Origin of the sequence: Actinomadura chibensis NBRC 106107 (assembly GCF_001552135.1) — a bacterium.
Taxonomy (GTDB): domain Bacteria; phylum Actinomycetota; class Actinomycetes; order Streptosporangiales; family Streptosporangiaceae; genus Spirillospora; species Spirillospora chibensis.
In genome coordinates, this window is record NZ_BCQP01000029.1 from 48,817 (window position 1) to 67,324 (window position 18,508).

Sequence of the window (18,508 nt, forward strand, 5' to 3'; positions counted from 1 at the left end):
CGCCACTGAGAGGGACGAGCACGACGGCGAAGGGACGGCGATGAGCGAGGATCTCGGCTACGGATGGCAGGGCGACCTCGTCGACCTGCCCGCCTACCTGGAACGGGTCGGCCACGACGGGGACGTCGCCCCGACCCCGGCGACGCTGCGCGCCCTGCACCGCGCTCACACCACGTCCATCCCGTTCGAGAACCTGGAGATCATGCTCGGGCGGCCGGTGGACCTGGCGCTCGACGCCGTCCAGGCGAAGCTCGTCCAGCGGCCGCGCGGCGGCTACTGCTTCGAGCACACCCGGCTGTTCGCGGCGGTGCTGGAGCGGCTCGGCTACGAGGTGGTCGCGCTCGCCGGACGGGTCACGCTCGGGGCGCGCAAGATCCTGCCGTCGACACACGCGCTGCTGCACGTCCGGCCGCCGGACCGGCCGCGCGACGAGCCCGGCTGGCTCTGCGACGTCGGCTTCGGCTCCGGGCCGCTGGAGCCGCTGCGGTTCCGCGACGGCGAGGAGGTCGACCAGGACGGCTGGGGGTACCGCCTCCAGCGGGGCCGGACGGTCACCGCGTGGAGCCCGCACACCGTCGGCTGGGAACTGCACCAGCGCGGCCCGGACGGCTGGGTCCAGCGCCACACGTTCGCGATGAACGAGACCTTCCGCGTCGACTTCGACCTGTTCAACTACTTCGTCTCGACGAGCCCGCACTCGCCGTTCACGACCCGTCCGTTCGTCCAGAAGTTCACCCGCGACGCCCTCTACGTCCTGGACGGGACGAACGAGTCGGTCACCTACCCGGACGGCACCACGAAGCGGTACGCGCACACCGTGGACGACCTGCCCGACGTCCTGGCGAAGGACTTCGGGATCGTCCTGGACGACGCCGACATCACGCGCCTCACCGACTTCATGCACACCCGCCGGGAGGCGACGCCCTAGGGCGGGTCACTCGCTGTCGTCGTCGTGGTCGGAGCCGATGGTGACGCCGACGATGTCCGGTAGTTCGCCGAGGCTCGCCGTCAGCTCCGGAACGGACCCGGCGCCCTCCACCACGAGCGTCACCACCGCCGTGCCGGGGCGCCGCCGGTCGTCCTCGCGCCTGTCCCGGCGCTCGTCCCGGCCCCGGTCGGTGTCGTCCGGCAGGTACTCGCGCTCGACGTTCAGCTCGACCACCACGAACTCCCGCCGCGTGCACTCCATGAGGGCCCGGCGCAGGGCGCCCCTGCCGTCCAGGTAGACGAGCCGTATCCGCGCCCGTCCCACCGGGCGGAACCGGTCGAGCGGCAGCCGCCGCGACGCCGCGCTCAGCCCGTACACCACGAGGAAGTGCAGGGCCGTGACCGTGACCGCGAGGACGGGCAGCCCGCCGCCCGCCGCCATCCCGACCGCGGCCGTCACCCACACGACCGCCGCCGTGGTCAGCCCGCGCACCGCGTCCCGCCGGACGAAGATCAGCCCGCCGCCGATGAACCCGATCCCGGACACGATCTGCGCCGCCACCCGGGACGGGTCGAACGACACCGGCCCCGGCGCGCCCTCGAACCCGTACTTGCTGACCAGCATGAACAGCGCCGCGCCGACGCCGACGAGGGTGTGCGTGCGGAGCCCGGCGCTCTTGTTGCGGAGCCCCCGCTCCAGCCCGATGGCCGCGGACAGGACCAGCGCGAGGAGCAGCTCACCGACCTGCTCGATCCCCTGCCCAGGGGAGAGCTCGATCACCCGCTCGGCCGCGGGTCCGGCATGACCGGCATGCCGCTACGCGCTGGACGGTTCGGGACGCAGCGGGTCGTGCCCCACCGTCATCAGCGCGTGCCGCCAGGCGTCGTCCCGCAGCCCGTCGCGGGGCGGGTCGTCCAGCCTGTCCTCCACGTAGTCGACGACGCGGCGCATCACGTCGGTGTCGCTTTCGGTCAGGTCGACCTTGCGCTTGCGGAGGATGTCCACCACGCGGGCCCCCAGCTCCGACACGCCCGGGCCGGGGCCGGGCTCCGGGAACGCCTCCTCGCCGGACGCGTCCGTGAGCAGCCAGTTTCGCAGTTCGTCGGACGTCATGTTGACGAGCCGGTGGAAGTCCTCCCAGGCCAGCTCCGTGTCGACCGGTATGCGATCGTTCATTGGATAAAACTCCCTGTCGCCCGTATCAACCCGCTCTACCCGCAACGCACCGCTCCCATGCCCCGCCCGTCCCGCGTCCGTTACATCGCGGGCGGCCCGGGAACACGCCGGGACATGGACCATTCGCGCGCCCCCGTCCTCGACGCCCTCGCCGCCTACCACCAGGAGGGACAGCTCCCGTTCACGCCCCCCGGCCACAAGCAGGGCCGGGGCGCCGACCCGCGCGTCCGGGAGGTGCTCGGCGACGCCGTGTTCCGCTCCGACGTCCTCGCGATCTCCGGGCTGGACGACCGGGCGTCCGGCCATGGCGTCCTGGAGCACGCGCAGGAACTGATGGCGGACGCCGTCCATGCCGAGCAGACGTTCTTCTCCACCTGCGGCAGCAGCCTGTCGGTGAAGAGCGCGATGCTGGCCGTCGCCGGTCCGGGGGAGGAACTGGTGATCGCCAGGGACGCGCACAAGTCCGTGGTGTCGGGGCTGATCCTGTCCGGCGTCCGGCCGATCTGGGTGGAGCCGCGCTGGGACCCCGACCGCCACCTCGCGCACCCGCCGCCCGCCGAGGCGTTCGCCGCCCGGCTGGACGAGCACCCGGAGGCGCGCGGCGCCCTCGTCACCAGCCCGACCCCGTACGGGGGGACCGCCGACCTCGTCGCGATCGCCGCGGTCTGCCACGAGCGCGGCCGCCCGCTGATCGTGGACGAGGCGTGGGGCGCGCACCTGCCGTTCCACCCCGGCCTGCCGTCCTGGGCGATGGACGCGGGCGCCGACGTGTGCGTGACGAGCGTCCACAAGATGGGCGCCGGGCTGGAGCAGGGGTCGGTGTTCCACCAGCAGGGCGACCTGGTCCATCCGACCGAGCTGAAGGCGCGGGAGGACCTGCTCGGCACCACCAGCCCGTCCGTGCTGATCTACGCGGGGCTCGACGGATGGCGCAGGCAGATGGTCGAGCACGGCCGCGACCTGCTCCAGAACGCGCTTGACCTGGCCGAACGCGTCCGCGAGGAGATCGCGGGCATCCCCGGGTTCGCCGTCCAGGGCCGGGCCGAGTTCACCGGCCACGGCCGCGCCCACGACCTCGACCCGCTGCCCGTCGTCATCGACATCGCCGAACTCGGCACGACCGGGTACCAGGCCGCCGACTGGCTGCGCGAGCACCACCGGATCAACCTGCATCTGGCCGACCACCGCAGGATCAGCGCCCAGCTCACCTTCGCCGACGACGAGGACACCGTCGCGCCGCTGCTCAGCGCCCTCCGCGACCTGCGCGACCACGTCGAGCGCACGGCCGGGGCGGGGCACGCGCCCAGGGTCGCCGTCCCGTCCCCGGAGGACCTGCGCCTCGAACTCGTCCGGCCGCCCCGCGAAGCCTTCTTCGGGGACGCCGAACAGGTCCCCGCCGCCGAGGCGGTCGGACGGATCTGCGCCGAGATGCTCACCCCGTACCCGCCCGGCATCCCCGCCGTCCTGCCCGGCGAACGCATCAACGCCCCCGTCATGGAGTACCTGCGAACGGGCGTCGACGCCGGAATGGTGATCCCGGACGCGGCCGACCCCACGGTCAAGACCGTCCGCGTCCACAGGGAGCCGTGACCGCCCGGCCGCGCGGCGGGGAGGCGGGAGTGCGCGCGGGAAGCCTGATCGCGACGATGGACGGGGGTTGTGCGAGACTCCATTCCGGCATGGAGAGGTGAGGAGCACCATGGAGCTGGTCCACTCGGGCAAGGTCAGGGACGTCTACGCGGACGGCGACGAGCTGATCCTCGTCGCGACCGACCGGGTGAGCGTGTACGACGTCGTCCTGCCGACGCCGATCCCCGACAAGGGGAAGATCCTCACCCAGCTCTCCCTGTGGTGGTTCGAGCAGCTCGCCGACGTCGTCCCGAACCATGTCGTGTCCGCGACGGACGTCCCGGACGAATGGCGGGGACGCGCGATCCGCTGCCGGCGCCTCACCATGCTCCCCGTCGAGTGGATCGCGCGCGGCTACCTCGCCGGGCTCGGTCTCAAGGAGTACGAGAAGGGCGGCGCGGTCTCCGGCGTCCCGCTGCCGGACGGTCTCGTCGAGGCGTCCCGGCTCCCCGAGCCGATCTTCACGCCGACCACCAAGGCGACCGTGGGACATGACGAGTTCATCACCTACGACGACGTCGTCCGGGAGATCGGCGCGGACACCGCCGCCCGCCTCAGGGACGTCACCCTGGAGGTCTACCGGCGCGGCGCGGCCCTCGCCGCCGAACGCGGCATCGTCATCGCCGACACCAAGCTCGAATTCGGCCGTGCCGCCGACGGGACGCTCGTCCTCGGCGACGAGGTCCTGACCCCCGACTCGTCCCGCTTCTGGCCCGCCGACCAGTGGAAGCCGGGAGGCCCGCAGCACTCGCTGGACAAGCAGTACGTCCGCGACTGGAGCGGCGGCCTCGACTGGGACCGCACCCCGCCCGGCCCGCCCATCCCGCAGGACGTCGTGGCCGCCACCCGCGCCCGCTACATCGAGGTCTACGAACGCCTCACCGGCCGGCGCTGGGAATCCTGACGGCACGGGACGGGCCCGGCGGGTGAACCCGCCGGGCCCGTCGATGCGGCCGGGAACCGTCAGCGGCCCTGAAGGCTGCGGACGTTGTCGCCGAACGTCCAGTTCCTCGACCCGTCCCAGTTCATGGACCAGGTCATGAGGCCCTTCAGCTGCCCGTTGAACGAGTTCCAGGCCTGGCCGACGAGGCCGGGCGACATGTAGCCGCCGCCGGCGCCCGGCTGCGCGGGCAGGCCCGGCGCCTGCTTGTCGTACGGGACCTTGATCGTGGTGCCCTGGATGACGAGGCCGTCGTTGAGGCACTGGGTCTGCTTGACGAAGCCCTCGACGGTCGCGGCGGAGTAGGAGTCACCGTGGCAGCCGTACATGCTGCCGTTGTAGTACTGCATGTTCAGCCACCACAGGCGGCCGTTGTCCGCGTACTTCTTGATGATCGGCAGGTACGCGCCCCAGATGGAGCCGTACGTCACGCTGCCGCCGGTCACGTACGCGGTCTCCGGGGCCATCGTGAGCCCGAAGTTGGCGGGCATCTGGCCGAGCACGCCGTCGATGATGCGGATCAGGTTGGACTGCGACGCGGACAGCTGCGTGATGCTGCTGCTCGCCGTCAGTCCCGTCTCGATGTCGATGTCGATGCCGTCGAAGTTGTACTTCTTCAGGATCGGCACAATCGTCGCGACGAACTTGTCCGCGACGCTGGAGGAGTTGAGGTCGATGCCCGCGGTCGCGCCGCCGATCGACATCAGGATGGTGGCGCCCGCCTCCTTGGCCGCGCACATCTGCTCGGGCGTGGCGACCTTCACGGTCGAGTCCATGCCGTCCTCCCAGAGGACGGTCCCGTCAGAGTTGATCACGGGGAACGCCGCGTTGTACACGTTGTAGCCGTGCTGCTTGAAGACGGGGTTCTCGATCGGGCTCCAGCCGAACGGCGGGTGGACGCCGTTGGACGCGCCGTCCCAGTTCTCCCAGTAGCCCTGCAGCACCTTGCCCGCGGGCTTGCCCTTCGTCGCGCAGGTCTCGCTCCCCGCCGGGGGGCTGGTCGGCGGATCCGTCGGCGGGTCCGTGGGCGGGTCGGTCGGCGGCGTCGTCCCGTCGCAGGCGCCGAGGTCGCGCCAGAGGGTGGGGGTGGACGCGGGGTTCCAGTTGGCGCCCGCGTAGGCGGTGTGGGCGACGGTGGCCTGGTAGCCGTGGCCGGTGTAGACGACCTTCGAGCCGGCCGTGTAGCTGGTGCCCTCGGCCCAGGCCGGGAAGGTGCAGGCGACCAGGGACGGGGACTGGGCGGACGACGGGGCGGAGAACGCGACCACGGCGCCGGCCGACAGCACCAGCGCCGCACCGGCCGACGCCAGCGCCGCGGCGGCCGCGGACCGTCGGCCGCGTCTGACGTTGACGCGCTTGTGCTTGAGTTTCACGGGACTCCTCAGCGAAGCGGGACAGAGGAGCCGGCGCAGAGCCAAACAAGTCCCGCGGACGGGACCCTCCCAGGCGCAAGGCGCATAACCGGCATGGACGCCAGTAGCAGAGTAACCGTGCCGCGCGACGCCGGGAAGACCTTTCGCAGCCCACCGCGCGGAGTCCTACAGGGTGGGGGTCAGGTCGTGCACCAACCGCGCGGCGGGGGCCTCGGTCGTGGACTGGTAGGACTCTCCCGCCCAGAGGTTGATCCCGTCCGGGTCGCCCTGGGCGGCGGACGCCTTGCGTAGCGGCGCGGTCATGTAGTGGACGTCGGGGTAAGCGGCCGGTGCGTGTGCCGTGTGGTCGGTCAGGAAGCGGTTGACCAGGCCGCGGGCCAGGCGTCCGCTGAAGGCGCGGGTCATCGCGGTGGAGGTGAAGCGCGGGTCCCCCAGCGCCGCCTTGTGGACGTCGCTCGCCCCGCTCTCCGGGCAGCGGACGAACGCCGTCCCGAGCTGGGCCGCGAACGCCCCCGCCGCCAGGACGTCCGCGACGTCGGCGGCCGTGGCGAGGCCGCCGGCGGCGATCAGCGGCTGCGGCGTCATCGCGCGGACCGCCGCCAGCAGATCGCGCAGCGGCAGCGGCGCGCCGGAGGCGGTGTCGGAGGCTGTGTCGGAGAAGGAGCCCCGGTGTCCCCCGGCCTCGGCGCCCTGGAGGCACAGCGCGTCGGCGCCGGACGACCGGAGGGCCTCGTCCACGGACGTCACGGTGACGACCACGACGGCGCCGCGGTTCCGGAAGGCCCGGATGACCCGCGGCGACGGGCAGCCGAAGGTGAAGCTCACGAACGCGGGCGGGTCGTCGAGCAGGGCGGCGACCTTGGCCTCGTAGGCGTCGTCGCGGGCGGCGGGCGGCGGGCCCAGCGCGACGCCGAGCCGCTCCGCCTCGGGGACGAGGCGGTCGCGGTAGGCGGCGACGGCGGCCGGGTCGGGCTCGTCCAGGGACGGCATGAACAGGTTCATCCCGAACGGCCGGGAGGTGAGCGCGCGGGTCGCGGCGATGTCGGCGAGCATCGCGTCCGGCGTCCTGTACCCGGCGGCGAGGAAGCCGAGGCCGCCCGCGTCCGACACGGCGGCGGCCAGCCGGGGGGTGGACGGCCCGCCCGCCATCGGCGCCTGCACAATCGGACGTTCGGGCCACGGCGCATGCGTCATGATCAGGACGATAGACGGGAAGGGGCCGCGATGCGGGTACTGCTGCACTACGACACGGACCACGAGGAGCCGGACCTCGACATCGTGAGCTGCTCCGAGCAGGACGACGCGCGCTTCGCCGAACTGCTGCCGGACACCGAGGTCATCTGGCATGTGCTGCGTCCGCTGACGGCGGCCGACATGGACCGCGCGCCGAAGCTGCGGCTGGTCCAGAAGCTCGGCACCGGCGTGAACACCATCGACCTGGACGCGGCGGCCGAGCGCGGGATCGCGGTCGCGAACATGCCGGGCCGCAACGCGCAGGCGGTGGCGGAGACGAGCCTGCTGCTGATGCTCGCGGCGCTGCGCAAGGTCGTCGCGTTCGACGCGCGGACGCGGCGCGGCGCGGGCTGGCCCGCCGACCGGGCGCTGGTCGGCGGGGAACTGGCCGGGCGGACGGTCGGGCTCCTCGGCGGCGGCGAGATCGCGACGCTGCTGCGCGGGATGCTGGCGGCGATCGGCGCGAACGTCGTCTACACGTCGCGGCGGCCGCGTCCCGGCGACCCGTCCTGGATGGAGCTGGACGACCTGCTGCGGGCCAGCGACGTCGTTTCGGTCCACATCCCGCTGACCGAGGAGACGCACCACCTGCTCGACGCGCGAAGGCTGGCGCTGCTGCCGCGCGGCGCGATCGTGGTGAACACCGCCCGCGGCGCGGTGGTCGACGAGGCCGCGCTGGCGGCGGCGCTCGCGGCGGGACGGCTCGGCGGCGCCGGACTCGACGTCTTCGAGACCGAGCCGGTGGACGCGGGGAACCCGCTGCTGAAGCTCGACAACGTCGTCGTCATGCCGCATGTCGCGTGGCTGACCCATGAGACCTGGGAGCGGTATTTCGCGGTCGCGGCGGAGAACTGCCGCCGCCTCGCGCGCGGCGAGGAACTCCTCCACCGCGTCCGCTAGGAGAGCGCGTAGCGGATGGGGAGCCGTTTGAGGCCGCCGACGAAGGTGGTGGCGATGCTCTCCGGCGCCCCGGCCAGTTCGATCGAGTCGAGGCGGGGCAGCAGTTCGTCGAAGAACGCGCGGACCTCCATGCGCGCCAGTGCCGCGCCCAGGCAGTAGTGGACGCCGAAGCCGAACGCCAGATGCTTGTTCGGGTCGCGTCCGACGTCGAACTGGAACGGGTCGGCGAAGACGTCCTCGTCCCGGTTCCCGGACGGGTAGGAGAGCAGCACCGACTCGCCCTCCCGGATCGTGACGCCGCGCAGTTCGTAGTCCCGGGTCGCGGTGCGCATGAACTCCTTGACGGGCGTGACCCAGCGGATCATCTCGTCCACCGCGAACGGCATCAGCCCGGGGTTCGCGCGGAGGCGGGCGAGCTGGTCGGGGTGCTCGATCAGCGCGTGCAGGCCGCCCGCGATCGTCGCGCTGGTGGTGTCGTGCCCGGCCGAGGCGATGATGACGTAGTAGGACGCCGTGTCGAAGTCGTTGAGCGGCTCGCCGTCCACGCGCGCGTTGGCGATGGCGGACGCGAGGTCGTCGGTCGGGTTCGCGCGCCGCGCCTGCGTCAGCCCCTGGAAGTAGGCGAAGAAGTCCAGCAGGACCTGGATCTTCTCCTCGTTGGACGTGCCGCGCTGGAAATCGTCGTCGTCCCCGCCGAACAGCTCCTGGGTGAGTTTCAGCATGCGGTCGAAGTCGTCCTCGGGCAGGCCGAGCAGCGACAGGATCACATACAGCGGGAAATGGATGGCGACCTCCTGCGCGAAGTCGCATTCGCCGCCGAGGTCGACCATCCGGTCGACGTACCGTTTGGCCAGTTCCTTGACGCGCGGTTCGAGGGCCCGCATCGCGCGGGGACGGAACCAGTCCGCGCCGATCGCGCGGATGACGCGGTGGTCGGGGTCGTCCATGTGGACGAGCGTGCGGAGCGCGATCCCCTGCTCGGCCCGCTGCCGGTTCAGCGCGTCGAGTTCGGCGGTGGCGAGGAGCGGGCGCGGCGCGTTCAGGAAGATCTGGTGGTTGCGCTCGACCTCCATGACGTCCTCGTGCTTGGTGACCGCCCAGAAGGGCCTGTAGTCGGGGGCGGCGTCCACGAGGTGCACCGGGGACTCGCGGCGGAGTAAGGCGAGCGCGTCGTGCAGGGCCCGGTCGTCGGCGTAGGTCTTCGGGTCGGCGATCGCGAGTCCCGCCTCGGTCACGGTCAGCGTCATGCGCCGGCTCCTCCTCGAAGTGTTCGCGAGTGGCAACTTACTCAGCCGCCGTCCCGTGCCGTCCGAGGCCCGCGGCGAACCGGGCCACGCCTTCGGCGGCGTCGCGCAGGGAGCGCTCGCCGTACCGGTGTTCGACGGCGATCGCCTCGTCCTCCGGCAGGCCCTCCGTGTCGAGCAGGGACAGGCGGTCGTTCCGCAGGCACGCCTGCGGGAGCCGCGCCAGTTCGGCGGCCAGCTCCTCGGCCGCTTCCCGCGCCTTCCCGGGCGGGACGAGCCGGTTCGCGAGGCCGATGTCGAACGCCTCGCGCGCGGCGACGGGACGTCCGGTGAGGATCAGGTCCATGGCGCGGCTCGCGCCGATCAGGCGGGGCAGGCGGAACGTCCCGCCGTCGACGAGGGGGACGCCCCAGCGGCGGCAGAAGACCCCGAACGTCGCGTCCTCCTCCACGACCCGGAGGTCGCACCAGAGCGCGAGTTCCAGACCGCCCGCGACCGCATAGCCGGCGACCGCAGCGATCACCGGCTTGGACAGGCGCAGGCGGGTGCAGCCGAGCGGCGCGTCGGCGGGCGGCGGGTCGAGGCGCGGGCCGTCCGGGGCGCCGATCGACTTGAGGTCGGCGCCGGAGCAGAACGTCCCGCCCTCGCCCCAGAGGACGGCGACGCTCGCGCCGTCGTCCGCGTCGAACGCGCGGAACGCGGCGGCGAGATCACGGGCGGTCGCGCCGTCCACGGCGTTTCGGGTCTCGGGGCGCGCCATCACGACCGTGGTGACGGGCCCGTCCCGCTCGATCCGCACCGCCACCGAAGCCTCCTCCTCTGAGCCCGCGAGGTTACTCGTCGTCGGCTCGGGGGTTGAGCGTGCCCGCCCATTCCTGGTCCGAGAGTTTGCGGATCGCTTGCATGACCTCGTCGGTGATGACGCGGCGGGCCCGGCCGGGCGGCAGGTCGCGGTAGCGGGAGAAGTCCATGGGCTCGCCGAACCGGACGGTCGGCCGCACGCTGAGCTGCGGCTTCCAGGTGCCGAGCGGGATGATCTGGTCGGTGTTGCCGAGCGCGACGGGGACCACCTTCGCCCCGGACTTCAGGGCCAGCCAGGCGACGCCCCTGCGGCCGAGGTAGAGGCGCCCGTCCGGGGAGCGGCTGCCCTCGGGGTAGATGGCGATGCCGCCGCCCGCGTCGAGGAAGGCGGCCATCCGCTCCAGTGCGCGGACGGCGGCGCGGGTGGGCCCGCGCCTGATCGGGACGTTCCCCAGCGCGAGCATGCCCCACCTGATCAGCCGTCCGCCCACGCCGGGCAGTTCGAAGTACTCGGCCCTCGCGAGCCACCACAGCCGGCGCGGGATGACGGGCGACAGCACGAAGCTGTCCACGAACGACAGATGGTTGCTCGCCAGGATGAACGGGCCCTCGGCCGGGATGTTCTCCCTGCCCTCGACCTTCGGACGCAGCAGCGCGCGGAGCAGGGGCCCGACCGTGTGCGACACGACACCGTAGAACACGCAGCCTCCTGTGACTCGGCACCGGGGACGGGGTGCACGAAGGCGAATCTAGGAAGCCCCGGGCCCGCGCGAATCCGCCATGTGACCAGCCTCATGCCCGCCGCCCGCATCCGGGCCCCTCCGCCGCTGGAAATTAATCGAACGAGCGATTATTTTTTGGAGCGGGAGGAGTCAGGCAGAACCGAGACACCCTTCTTGAGAGGAGCCAGTGATGCACGAGAGGCGCAAGCCGGTCATCGTGCTGGTGGTGGCGTCGCTGATCGGGATGGTCTTCGCCGGGTCGTTCCTCGGCGCGCTGCATCGGACCCGGCCGCACGACGTCCCCGTCGCCGTGGTCGCGCCGCAGGCCGACGTCCACCGGATGGGCGCGGTCCTGGACCGGAAGGCGGAGGGCGCGTTCGACCTCACCGCCTACGGCAGCCTGGACAAGGCGCGCGGCGCGCTGCTGAACCGGGAGGTGGACGCCGTCTTCGTCCCCGGAGACGGCCGCGCCGCGGGACGGGGCGCGAGAGCGCGGCTGATCGTCGCGGGGGCGAGCGGCAGGATCGAGAACGGGGTGCTGACCGAGGTCTTCCAGGGCTTCGGGCAGGCCACCGGGATCCAGGTGGCGGTCGAGGACGCCGTGCCGCTCCCGTCCGGCGACAACAACGGCATCTCGTCGATCTTCTTCGTCGTCACCACGGTGGTGCCGGCCGTGATCCTGGCGGTGCTGCTCGCGTTCGCCGTCCCCACCGCGGGGGCCGGACGCCGGATCGCGCTGCTCGGCGCCGGTTCGGTCGTGCTCGGCGGGGCGAACGTCCTGGTCGCGGACGCGACGCTCGGCGCGCTGGCCGGGGCGCCGTGGGCGCTGTGGGGCGTGACCTCCGTGCTGGTGTTCGCGGTCGCCGCGTTCACGGCGGGCGCGCTCCACGTCGCCGGGCCGCCCGGAGCGGGGCTGACCGCCCTGCTGCTCATCCCGGTCGGGCTGCCCGCGAGCGGCGGGCCGATGGGCCCCCGGTTCATCCCCCAGTGGTACGCCGCGTTCGGCGAATGGCTCCCGCCCTCGGCGGCCACCAGCGCGGTGCGGAACGTCGTCTACTTCGACGGGCACGCGCTCGGACGGCCGCTGCTCGTCCTCGGGCTGTGGGCCGTGGCGGGGGTCGCGCTCATCCTCGTCCCGAGGAAGACGTCCGGTGGGCCTGTCCGGCAGGCTGTTCTCATGGACCGATGAGAAAGCAGGACGTGGCGATGAAGTCGGGAGGCCGGATGCGTCGACGTCCGGGACGTCCCCCGAAGACGCAGGCGGGGGACACCAAGGCGGCGCTCGTCGAGGCCGCGCTGCGGCTCTTCGCGCAGAAGGGCTACACGGGGACGTCGATCCGGGCGATCGCCCGCGAGGTCGGGTTGAGCGAGAGCGTGCTCTACGCCCATTACGCGAGCAAGCAGGACATCTTCGAGGCCGCCGTCGCGAAGCTCGGGCCGCAGGGACTGGTCGCCGGGCGGGAGAGCCTCGACCCGGAGCTCGCCGACCGCGACCCGGCGGGCTACCTCCGCGCGCTGGTCGAGCACGTCCTCGACGCCTGGGACTCGCCGAGCGGGCGGCTGTTCATCAGCCTGATGGTCCGGGACGGCCTGGTGCACAGCGCGGCCATGGGCGCCACGATCGCCGCGTCCATGGAGGAGACGGGTTCGCTGTTCGAGCGGTGGATCGAGACGGGGCGCATAGCGTCCGATCTCGGTCGTCCGGCCGACCTGGCCTGGGCTCTGTTCGGGCCGATCGGCCAAGCGCGGCTACTGTGGTTGCACGCCGATGCCGCGCCTGAAGAACGGCGGGAGGCCCGGGAGCGGGCGCTGCGACACACCGAACTGTTCATCAGGGCGGTCTTCCGCGACCAGCGGAAGTCCCCGGACGCCTGAGCCTGGAGGACGCGACGATGGCGGGCCTGGACCGCGACTCCTCCCGGGCGCCGGCGGAAACGGTGGACGCTTTCCATCCTCGGGAGGTGCGTATGGCCGATGCCTCCGCGGACGGTCCGGAGGAGGGGCGTCCAGCGTCCGGGACGATCCGGATCCTGCTGGCCGAGGACGTCGCCCTCCTGCGCGGCGCCCTCGCCGGGCTGCTCGACCTCGAACCCGACCTGGAGGTCGTGGCGGAGCTCGGCAGCGGCGACGCGATCGTCCGGGCGGCGCTGCGGCACCGGCCGGACGTCGCCGTGCTCGACGTCGACCTCCCCGGCGTGGACGGCGTCACCGCCGCCGCCGAGCTGCACGAGCGGCTGCCGGAGTGCCGGGTGCTGATCCTCACGGGCCTCGGCCGCCCGGGCGACCTGCGGCGGGCGCTGGACGCGCACGCGCACGGGTTCGTCCTGAAGGACGTGCCGCCCGCCGAGCTGGCCGCCGCGATCCGCCGGGTCGCGGCGGGCGAGCAGGTGGTCGACCCGCAGCTCGCGCTGGTCGCGCTGCGCCAGCCGGAGAGCCCGCTCACCCCCCGCGAGGCGCAGGTGCTGCGGCTCGCGGCGGAGGGCGCGGACGTGGACGACATCGCACTCGTCCTCGGGCTGACGGTGGGAACCGTCCGCAACTACCTGGCGAGCTGCATCAGCAAGCTGAACGCCCGCAACCGGATCGACGCCGTCCGCATCGCGGGCGAATTCGGCTGGGTCTGACCAACCCCCTGCCCCCAACCCCGGCCAGAACGCGGAGCCGGTGTGAGGAAGATCTTTGTTTGGACGGGGTGTGAGGAATGCATGGGTCGATCCGCGGGCGATTCATATGTGGATCGGTGTGCACCGCACTGGGCAGGGAGAACGCGGGATGACACGCTCCGGGGCATGGTGGGTGACGGCTGTGCTGCGGGGAGCGGGCTTTGTGGGCGGGCCCACGAGGTCGCCGCGATAGAGCGGGTTCTCGACCGGGCGCGGTCCGGGGCCGGTGGCGGGGTCCTGATCCTGCGCGGGGAGGCGGGGATCGGCAAGACCGCGCTGCTCGACCATGCGGAGGCGCGGGCGGCGGGGATGCGCGTGCTGCGGGGCGGCGGGGTCGAGGCGGAGGCCGAGGTCCCGTTCGCGGCCCTGCACCTGTTGCTCGGCGGGCTCCCCGAGGGGGTGGACGAGCTGCCCGCCGCGCAGGCGGCGGCGCTGCGGGCCGCGCTGGGGCTCGCTCGGCCGCGCCCCGAGGACCGGCTGCTCGTCGGGCTCGCGGTGCTGTCGCTCCTCGCCCGGCCGGACCAGACGCCCCTCCTCTGCCTGATCGACGACGCGCAATGGCTCGACCGCGAGTCGGCGGACGCGCTGCTGTTCGCCGCGCGGCGGACGGCGTCGCGCCCGGTCGTGTTCCTCATCGCGACGCGGGACGACCGGTCCCGCACCGGCCTTCCGGAACTGCGCCTGAACGGCCTCGACGACGCCGACGCGCGCCTGCTGCTGCACGACCTCGGCGCCGACGGCGAGCGCGGCGACGAGCTCGTCCGGCAGGCGCGCGGCAACCCGCTCGCGCTCGCCGCGTTCGCCGCGGCCGGGTCGGGGCTGCTCGCGCGCGTCCCGGCGGAGTTCGGGCGCGCCGTCCGCGACCTGGCCGAGCCGGTGCGGCTGCTGCTCGCCGCCGTCGCCGCCGACGAGACGGGCGAGCCGGGCGTGGTGGTCCGCGCGGCGCGGGGCCTCGGCGTGCCGCTGGACGCGCTGGAGGCGGCGGAGGAGTCGGGGCTCGTGTCCGTCACCCGGACCTCGATCGGCTTCCGGCATCCGCTGGCCCGCGCCGCCGCGTACCAGGGCGTCCCGGTCACCCGCCGGATCGCGGTGCACCGGGCGCTCGCCGCCGTGCACGCCCGGGCGGGCGACGCGGACCTGCGCGTCCGGCACCTGGCCGCCGCCGCGCTCGGCACGGACGAGGCCGTCGCCGCCGAGCTGGAGTCGGCGGCGGACGGCATCGGGCACGACGGCGCCGGGCACCGGGCGGGCCCGGCCGTCGCGGCGTTCGCCTACGAGCGGGCCGCGCGGCTCGCCGGGGAACCGGTGGTGCGGGCCCGCCGCCTCGCCGCGGCGGCGGAGGCCGAACTCGCCGCCGGGAACCCCGAGCGGGCCCGGACGCTCGCCGCCGAGGCCGCCCGGAGCGGCGACGCCGCGACCAGGGCGCGGGTGGAGCTGGTGCGGGCGGGCGTCGAGGCGGAGCACGGCGCCCCGGAGGCGGCCGCGCGGCTGCTGATGGAGAAGGCCCGCGAGCACGACGAGCCGGGGATCAGGGCCCGGCTCCTGGAAGGGGCGCTCCTGCACGCGTGGTCGTGCGGCGACCGGGACACGGCCGTCCGGGCGCGCGAGCGCCTCGCCGAGGCCGAAGGGCCGCCGGAGGGACCGGCGAAGGCGCTCGGCGCGCTCCTCGACGACGATGTGGCGGAGGCCCGCCGGGTCCTCGCCGAGCTGACCGGGGACGGGACGGGCGACGAGCGGCTGCGGCTGCTCGCCGCCGAGGTCGCCCTGCTCGCGGGGGACGACGACGCCGCCGCCGAGGCGGCCGCGCGGGTCGTCGCGCGGTGCCGGGAGCGGGGGACGCCGGGGCCCGTCCCGCGCGGGCTGGCCGTCCAGGCGTGGGCGCGGCTGCTCCACGGCGCGCACGACGAGGCGCGGGCCCTCGCCCGGGACGCGCTGGCGGCCGCCGAGGCGACGGGACGGCGGCGGCGCGCGGCCGCGCGGGCCGTCCAGGCGCGGCAGGCGGCGATGGAGGGCGACGAGGTCCGCTGCCGCGCGCTGTCGGCCGACGGAGGGGTGGGCGACGCGCTGGGGCTGCTCGCGCTCGGCCTGGGCCGTCCCGAGGACGCCCTGGAGCACCTCCGCGACGCCCGTCCGGACGCGCCCGGGCCCCCCGGAGTGCTCGCGCTGGCCGACACCGTGGAGGCGGCGGTCGCGGCGGGACGCCCCGCCGCGGGCGCGGACGCGATGGCCCGCCTGGAGGCGTTCGCGCGCGGCGCCGGGCACCCCTGGGCGGACGGCGTCGCGTCCCGCTGCCGGGCGCTGCTCACCGCCGACCCCGCCGAGGCGGAGCGGCACTTCGACCTGGCGCTCGCCGCCCACCGCGAGGGCGGGCGGCCGTTCGAGCGGGCCCGCACCGAACTGCTCTACGGGGAGTGGCTGCGCAGGTCGCGGCGCCGCGCGCAGGCCAGGGCGCGGCTGAAGGCGGCGCTGGAGATCTTCGAGCGGCTGGGCGCCGTGCCGTGGGCGGAGCGGGCGCGCGGCGAGCTGCGCGCCGCCGGGCAGGGCGTGCGGACGTCCGGGTCCGACGACGTTCCCGGACGGCTCACCGCGCAGGAGATGCAGGTCGTCCGGCTGGCGATGACCGGCGCGACGAACCGGCAGATCGCGGCGCGGCTGCGGCTCAGCCACCGGACCGTCGCCTACCACCTCTACAAGGCGTTCCCGAAGCTCGGCGTGGCGTCCCGCGCCGAGCTGCACCGGCACGTCCCGGCCGAGGTCCCGGTCGGGGCCGCGGCGACGGGGGGTGTCGCCGGAGCGGACCGGACCGCCTGACGGCCCCGCCACAAAAAAATATTCGCCCGCTTATTTCCCTTGATCGGTCGGTCCCGTCGTTTAATCATCCGATGGGACGGCGTTGGGGGGCCGGTGAGCGGAGCGTGACGAAGGCGGGACGGGACGAGCCGGCGGGGCCAGGGGGCCACGCGGGCAGAACGCCCCTGTTCGCGCGCACCATCACCGGGATGTACCTCGTCCTGATGTTGCAGACGCGGCTCGTGAAGCAGGCGGAGACCGGGCCGACGCACATGCTGCTGTCCGCCACCCTCGTGATCACGGGGATCTTCGGCGTGCAGTGGCTGCTCGTCCTGTACGGGCCCAGGTCGCAGCGGCCCCGCCGGTGGGTGATCTGGACGCACCTGTCGGTGCAGACGGCGCTGGCACTGCTGCCGCTGCTCGTGTTCGGCAACGACTGGTATCCGGTCGCGGGCGGGTTCCTCGCCGGGTCGATGCTGCTCCTGCTGAGACCCCCGCTGTCGTGGTTCATGGTGGGGCTGGTCGCCGCCGCCGAGGGCCTGCTGCGCTACTACCAGGGCTGGACGGCCCGCGACGTCTCGTTCTGCGTGGTGACGACCGTCAACGTCGGCGTCTCGATGTACGCGATCACGCGGCTGTCGGGGTTCGTCCGGGAGCTGCACGCGACCCGGGAGCGCTTCGCGGCGGCCGCGGCGGCGCGCGAGCGGCTGGAGGCGGCGGGCAGCCTGCGGGCCGTGCTCGGCGCGGCCCTCGTCCGGATCGAGGAGGTGAGCCGCCGCGCCCGCGACCGGCTCCAGACCGACGCGGCCGGGGCCCGCGCCGACCTGGACGAGGTGGCGCGCACCGCGCGGCGCGCGGCGACGGACGTCCGGTCGATCGTCGGGGCGCTGCAGGGGCCGTCCGCGCGGCGGCACCGTCCGGGACGCGTGACCCAGTCGCGCCTCGCCTGGACGATCCTCATGTTCCTCACGCTGGGCCTCGCCTGGCAGCAGGTCGTCAACGTGTTCGCCGGGACCGGCGGGTCGTGGCCCGCGACCGGCGCGGCCGTCGCGGTCGCGGCGGCGATCACCGCGCTGCAGCTCCGGCACTCCTCGACCGTGCTGCGCGGGCACCGGCCGCGCGCCGGGGCGTGGACGCTCCTCGCGCAGGCGCTGCTGGTGTTCGTCCCGTACGCGGCGCTCGGCAAGGAATGGGCCACGATGGCGTGCCTGGTGTCCGGGTCGGTACTGCTCGTGTCGCGCGGGCGGCGCGCGTGGATCCTGTTCTCGCTGACGATCCTCGGGTGGTGCCTGCCCGCCCTGTGGGCCTCCTACGGGACGCTCTCCTACCTCTACACGTGCGCGATCTCCGTGCAGATCGGCGTGGTCGTGTACGCGCTGTACCGGCTGCCGATGCTCGCCCGCGAGGTCGACGTCGCCCGCGAGCGGCTCGCCCGGATGGCGGCGCTGCACGAGCGGCTCCGCATCTCCCGGGACGTCCACGACCTGCTGGGCCTCGGGCTGTCCACGATCACGGTGAAGGCGGAGCTGGCGCGGCGGCTGGTGACGGCCGACCCGTCCCGCGCCGCGAACGAGATCGGCGAGCTGGCCGACCTCGCGGAGCGGTCCCGCGCGGACGCCCGCGCGGTCGCCGAGCAGGACCGGTCGCTCTCGCTGCGGGACGAGGCCGTCTCGGCGCGGGCCGCGCTCGCCGCCGCGGGCGCGGAGGTCCGCGTCGACTTGCCGGACGAGGCCGACCTGCCGCCGTCGTCCCCGGTGGACGGGGTGCTCGCCGCCGTGCTGCGCGAATCCGTCACGAACGTCCTGCGGCACGCGCACCCCGAGCACTGCGGCGTGACCGTCACCGTGGACGCGGGCACGGTGCGGCTCACGGTCCGCAACGACGGCGTCATCCCGCCGTCCTACACCGGCTCCGACCCGGGCACCGGGAAGGGCCTGTCGAACCTCACCGCGCGGACCGGCGCGCTCGGCGGCTCGCTGTCCGCCGGGACGGACGGCAGGGGCGGTTTCACCCTCGTCGCCGAAGTGCCGTTCGGCCCGGCGGCGCGGGCCGCGGAAGAGGCCCGTCACATGACGGATTCGCCGCTCCCCTTCCGTGCCTAGCGTTCCG

16 protein-coding genes are annotated in these 18,508 nt (G+C 73.9%); 9 read left to right on the forward strand and 7 right to left on the reverse strand.

Translation table 11 applies throughout. The annotated features are described in order from the left end of the window. Positions 1–40: 40 nt before the first annotated feature. Complete coding sequence (locus ACH01S_RS17465; RefSeq protein ID WP_067892433.1) at positions 41–928, forward strand: arylamine N-acetyltransferase family protein; 888 nt, start codon at positions 41–43, stop codon at positions 926–928. A 6-nt stretch (positions 929–934) separates the two neighbouring features. On the opposite strand, the gene ACH01S_RS17470 is transcribed toward ACH01S_RS17465, so the two are convergent. Together ACH01S_RS17470 and ACH01S_RS17475 are read right to left on the reverse strand one after the other, a co-directional pair. Then, positions 935–1,708 (reverse strand): MgtC/SapB family protein, encoded by a 774-nt coding sequence (locus ACH01S_RS17470; protein WP_067892435.1) that lies wholly within the window; start codon positions 1,706–1,708, stop codon positions 935–937. Between the two features lie 36 nt (positions 1,709–1,744). Further along, positions 1,745–2,104 carry a DUF3140 domain-containing protein gene (locus tag ACH01S_RS17475; RefSeq protein WP_067892437.1) on the reverse strand — a complete coding sequence of 120 codons (360 nt, stop codon included), beginning with the start codon at positions 2,102–2,104 and terminating at the stop codon, positions 1,745–1,747. Positions 2,105–2,218: 114 nt separating this feature from the next. Here ACH01S_RS17475 and ACH01S_RS46535 point away from each other — a divergent pair, with 114 nt between their 5' ends. After that, a complete protein-coding gene (locus ACH01S_RS46535) occupies positions 2,219–3,694 on the forward strand; it encodes an aminotransferase class I/II-fold pyridoxal phosphate-dependent enzyme (protein ID WP_067892439.1) in 1,476 nt (491 codons plus the stop codon). 109 nt (positions 3,695–3,803) lie between these two features. Then, positions 3,804–4,637, forward strand: coding sequence for a phosphoribosylaminoimidazolesuccinocarboxamide synthase (locus tag ACH01S_RS17485; protein WP_067892440.1), 834 nt, complete (start codon positions 3,804–3,806; stop codon positions 4,635–4,637). Between the two features lie 59 nt (positions 4,638–4,696). Here ACH01S_RS17485 and ACH01S_RS17490 read toward each other — a convergent pair whose 3' ends face one another. Continuing rightward, positions 4,697–6,046, reverse strand: coding sequence for a carbohydrate-binding protein (locus ACH01S_RS17490; protein WP_083980803.1), 1,350 nt, complete (start codon positions 6,044–6,046; stop codon positions 4,697–4,699). Between the two features lie 165 nt (positions 6,047–6,211). After that, positions 6,212–7,240, reverse strand: coding sequence for a nitronate monooxygenase (locus ACH01S_RS17495; protein WP_067892442.1), 1,029 nt, complete (start codon positions 7,238–7,240; stop codon positions 6,212–6,214). A gap of 30 nt (positions 7,241–7,270) precedes the next feature. On the opposite strand from ACH01S_RS17495, the gene ACH01S_RS17500 reads away from it, so the two are divergent. Next, on the forward strand, positions 7,271–8,179 hold the full coding sequence (locus tag ACH01S_RS17500; RefSeq protein WP_067892444.1) for an NAD(P)-dependent oxidoreductase: 909 nt from the start codon (positions 7,271–7,273) through the stop codon (positions 8,177–8,179). On the opposite strand, the gene ACH01S_RS17505 is transcribed toward ACH01S_RS17500, so the two are convergent. From ACH01S_RS17505 to ACH01S_RS17515, 3 genes are read right to left on the reverse strand one after another with little or no spacing between them, the layout of a single operon-like run. Beyond that, the gene (locus tag ACH01S_RS17505; protein ID WP_067892446.1) at positions 8,176–9,426 is read right to left on the reverse strand and encodes a cytochrome P450; all 1,251 of its coding nucleotides are present in this window, start codon (positions 9,424–9,426) and stop codon (positions 8,176–8,178) included. The two genes, ACH01S_RS17500 and ACH01S_RS17505, sit on opposite strands and share 4 nt — an antisense overlap. 37 nt (positions 9,427–9,463) lie before the next feature. Continuing rightward, positions 9,464–10,228: a crotonase/enoyl-CoA hydratase family protein gene (locus tag ACH01S_RS17510; RefSeq protein ID WP_083980804.1), complete on the reverse strand. Its 765-nt coding sequence runs from the start codon at positions 10,226–10,228 to the stop codon at positions 9,464–9,466. A 28-nt stretch (positions 10,229–10,256) separates the two neighbouring features. Beyond that, entirely contained in the window at positions 10,257–10,925 is a 669-nt protein-coding gene (locus ACH01S_RS17515) for a lysophospholipid acyltransferase family protein (protein WP_067892448.1), read from the reverse strand. Positions 10,926–11,136: 211 nt separating this feature from the next. On the opposite strand from ACH01S_RS17515, the gene ACH01S_RS17520 reads away from it, so the two are divergent. The 5 genes from ACH01S_RS17520 (at position 11,137) to ACH01S_RS17540 (ending at position 18,501) form a co-directional block, all read left to right on the forward strand. Continuing rightward, the gene (locus tag ACH01S_RS17520) at positions 11,137–12,135 is read left to right on the forward strand and encodes a hypothetical protein (RefSeq protein WP_067892450.1); all 999 of its coding nucleotides are present in this window, start codon (positions 11,137–11,139) and stop codon (positions 12,133–12,135) included. Continuing rightward, positions 12,132–12,821, forward strand: coding sequence for a TetR/AcrR family transcriptional regulator (locus ACH01S_RS17525; RefSeq protein WP_218010296.1), 690 nt, complete (start codon positions 12,132–12,134; stop codon positions 12,819–12,821). The genes ACH01S_RS17520 and ACH01S_RS17525 overlap by 4 nt, the downstream gene beginning before the upstream one ends. Before the next feature lie 92 nt (positions 12,822–12,913). Beyond that, the gene (locus tag ACH01S_RS17530; protein WP_067892452.1) at positions 12,914–13,570 is read left to right on the forward strand and encodes a response regulator transcription factor; all 657 of its coding nucleotides are present in this window, start codon (positions 12,914–12,916) and stop codon (positions 13,568–13,570) included. 165 nt (positions 13,571–13,735) lie between these two features. Further along, entirely contained in the window at positions 13,736–16,420 is a 2,685-nt protein-coding gene (locus ACH01S_RS17535) for an AAA family ATPase (protein WP_083980805.1), read from the forward strand. Between the two features lie 71 nt (positions 16,421–16,491). Beyond that, entirely contained in the window at positions 16,492–18,501 is a 2,010-nt protein-coding gene (locus ACH01S_RS17540) for a sensor histidine kinase (RefSeq protein ID WP_148344201.1), read from the forward strand. Positions 18,502–18,508 lie beyond the last annotated feature (7 nt).

Bases quoted from the DNA above. Each gene is read 5' to 3' on its own strand.
- ACH01S_RS17465 (WP_067892433.1), top strand. From the start codon at position 41: ATGAGCGAGGATCTCGGCTACGGATGGCAGGGCGACCTCGTCGACCTG.
- ACH01S_RS17475 (WP_067892437.1), bottom strand. From the start codon at position 2,104: ATGAACGATCGCATACCGGTCGACACGGAGCTGGCCTGGGAGGACTTC.
- ACH01S_RS46535 (WP_067892439.1), top strand. From the start codon at position 2,219: ATGGACCATTCGCGCGCCCCCGTCCTCGACGCCCTCGCCGCCTACCAC.
- ACH01S_RS17485 (WP_067892440.1), top strand. From the start codon at position 3,804: ATGGAGCTGGTCCACTCGGGCAAGGTCAGGGACGTCTACGCGGACGGC.
- ACH01S_RS17495 (WP_067892442.1), bottom strand. From the start codon at position 7,240: ATGACGCATGCGCCGTGGCCCGAACGTCCGATTGTGCAGGCGCCGATG.
- ACH01S_RS17500 (WP_067892444.1), top strand. From the start codon at position 7,271: ATGCGGGTACTGCTGCACTACGACACGGACCACGAGGAGCCGGACCTC.
- ACH01S_RS17505 (WP_067892446.1), bottom strand. From the start codon at position 9,426: ATGACGCTGACCGTGACCGAGGCGGGACTCGCGATCGCCGACCCGAAG.
- ACH01S_RS17520 (WP_067892450.1), top strand. From the start codon at position 11,137: ATGCACGAGAGGCGCAAGCCGGTCATCGTGCTGGTGGTGGCGTCGCTG.
- ACH01S_RS17525 (WP_218010296.1), top strand. From the start codon at position 12,132: ATGAGAAAGCAGGACGTGGCGATGAAGTCGGGAGGCCGGATGCGTCGA.
- ACH01S_RS17530 (WP_067892452.1), top strand. From the start codon at position 12,914: ATGGCCGATGCCTCCGCGGACGGTCCGGAGGAGGGGCGTCCAGCGTCC.
- ACH01S_RS17535 (WP_083980805.1), top strand. From the start codon at position 13,736: ATGGTGGGTGACGGCTGTGCTGCGGGGAGCGGGCTTTGTGGGCGGGCC.
- ACH01S_RS17540 (WP_148344201.1), top strand. From the start codon at position 16,492: ATGGGACGGCGTTGGGGGGCCGGTGAGCGGAGCGTGACGAAGGCGGGA.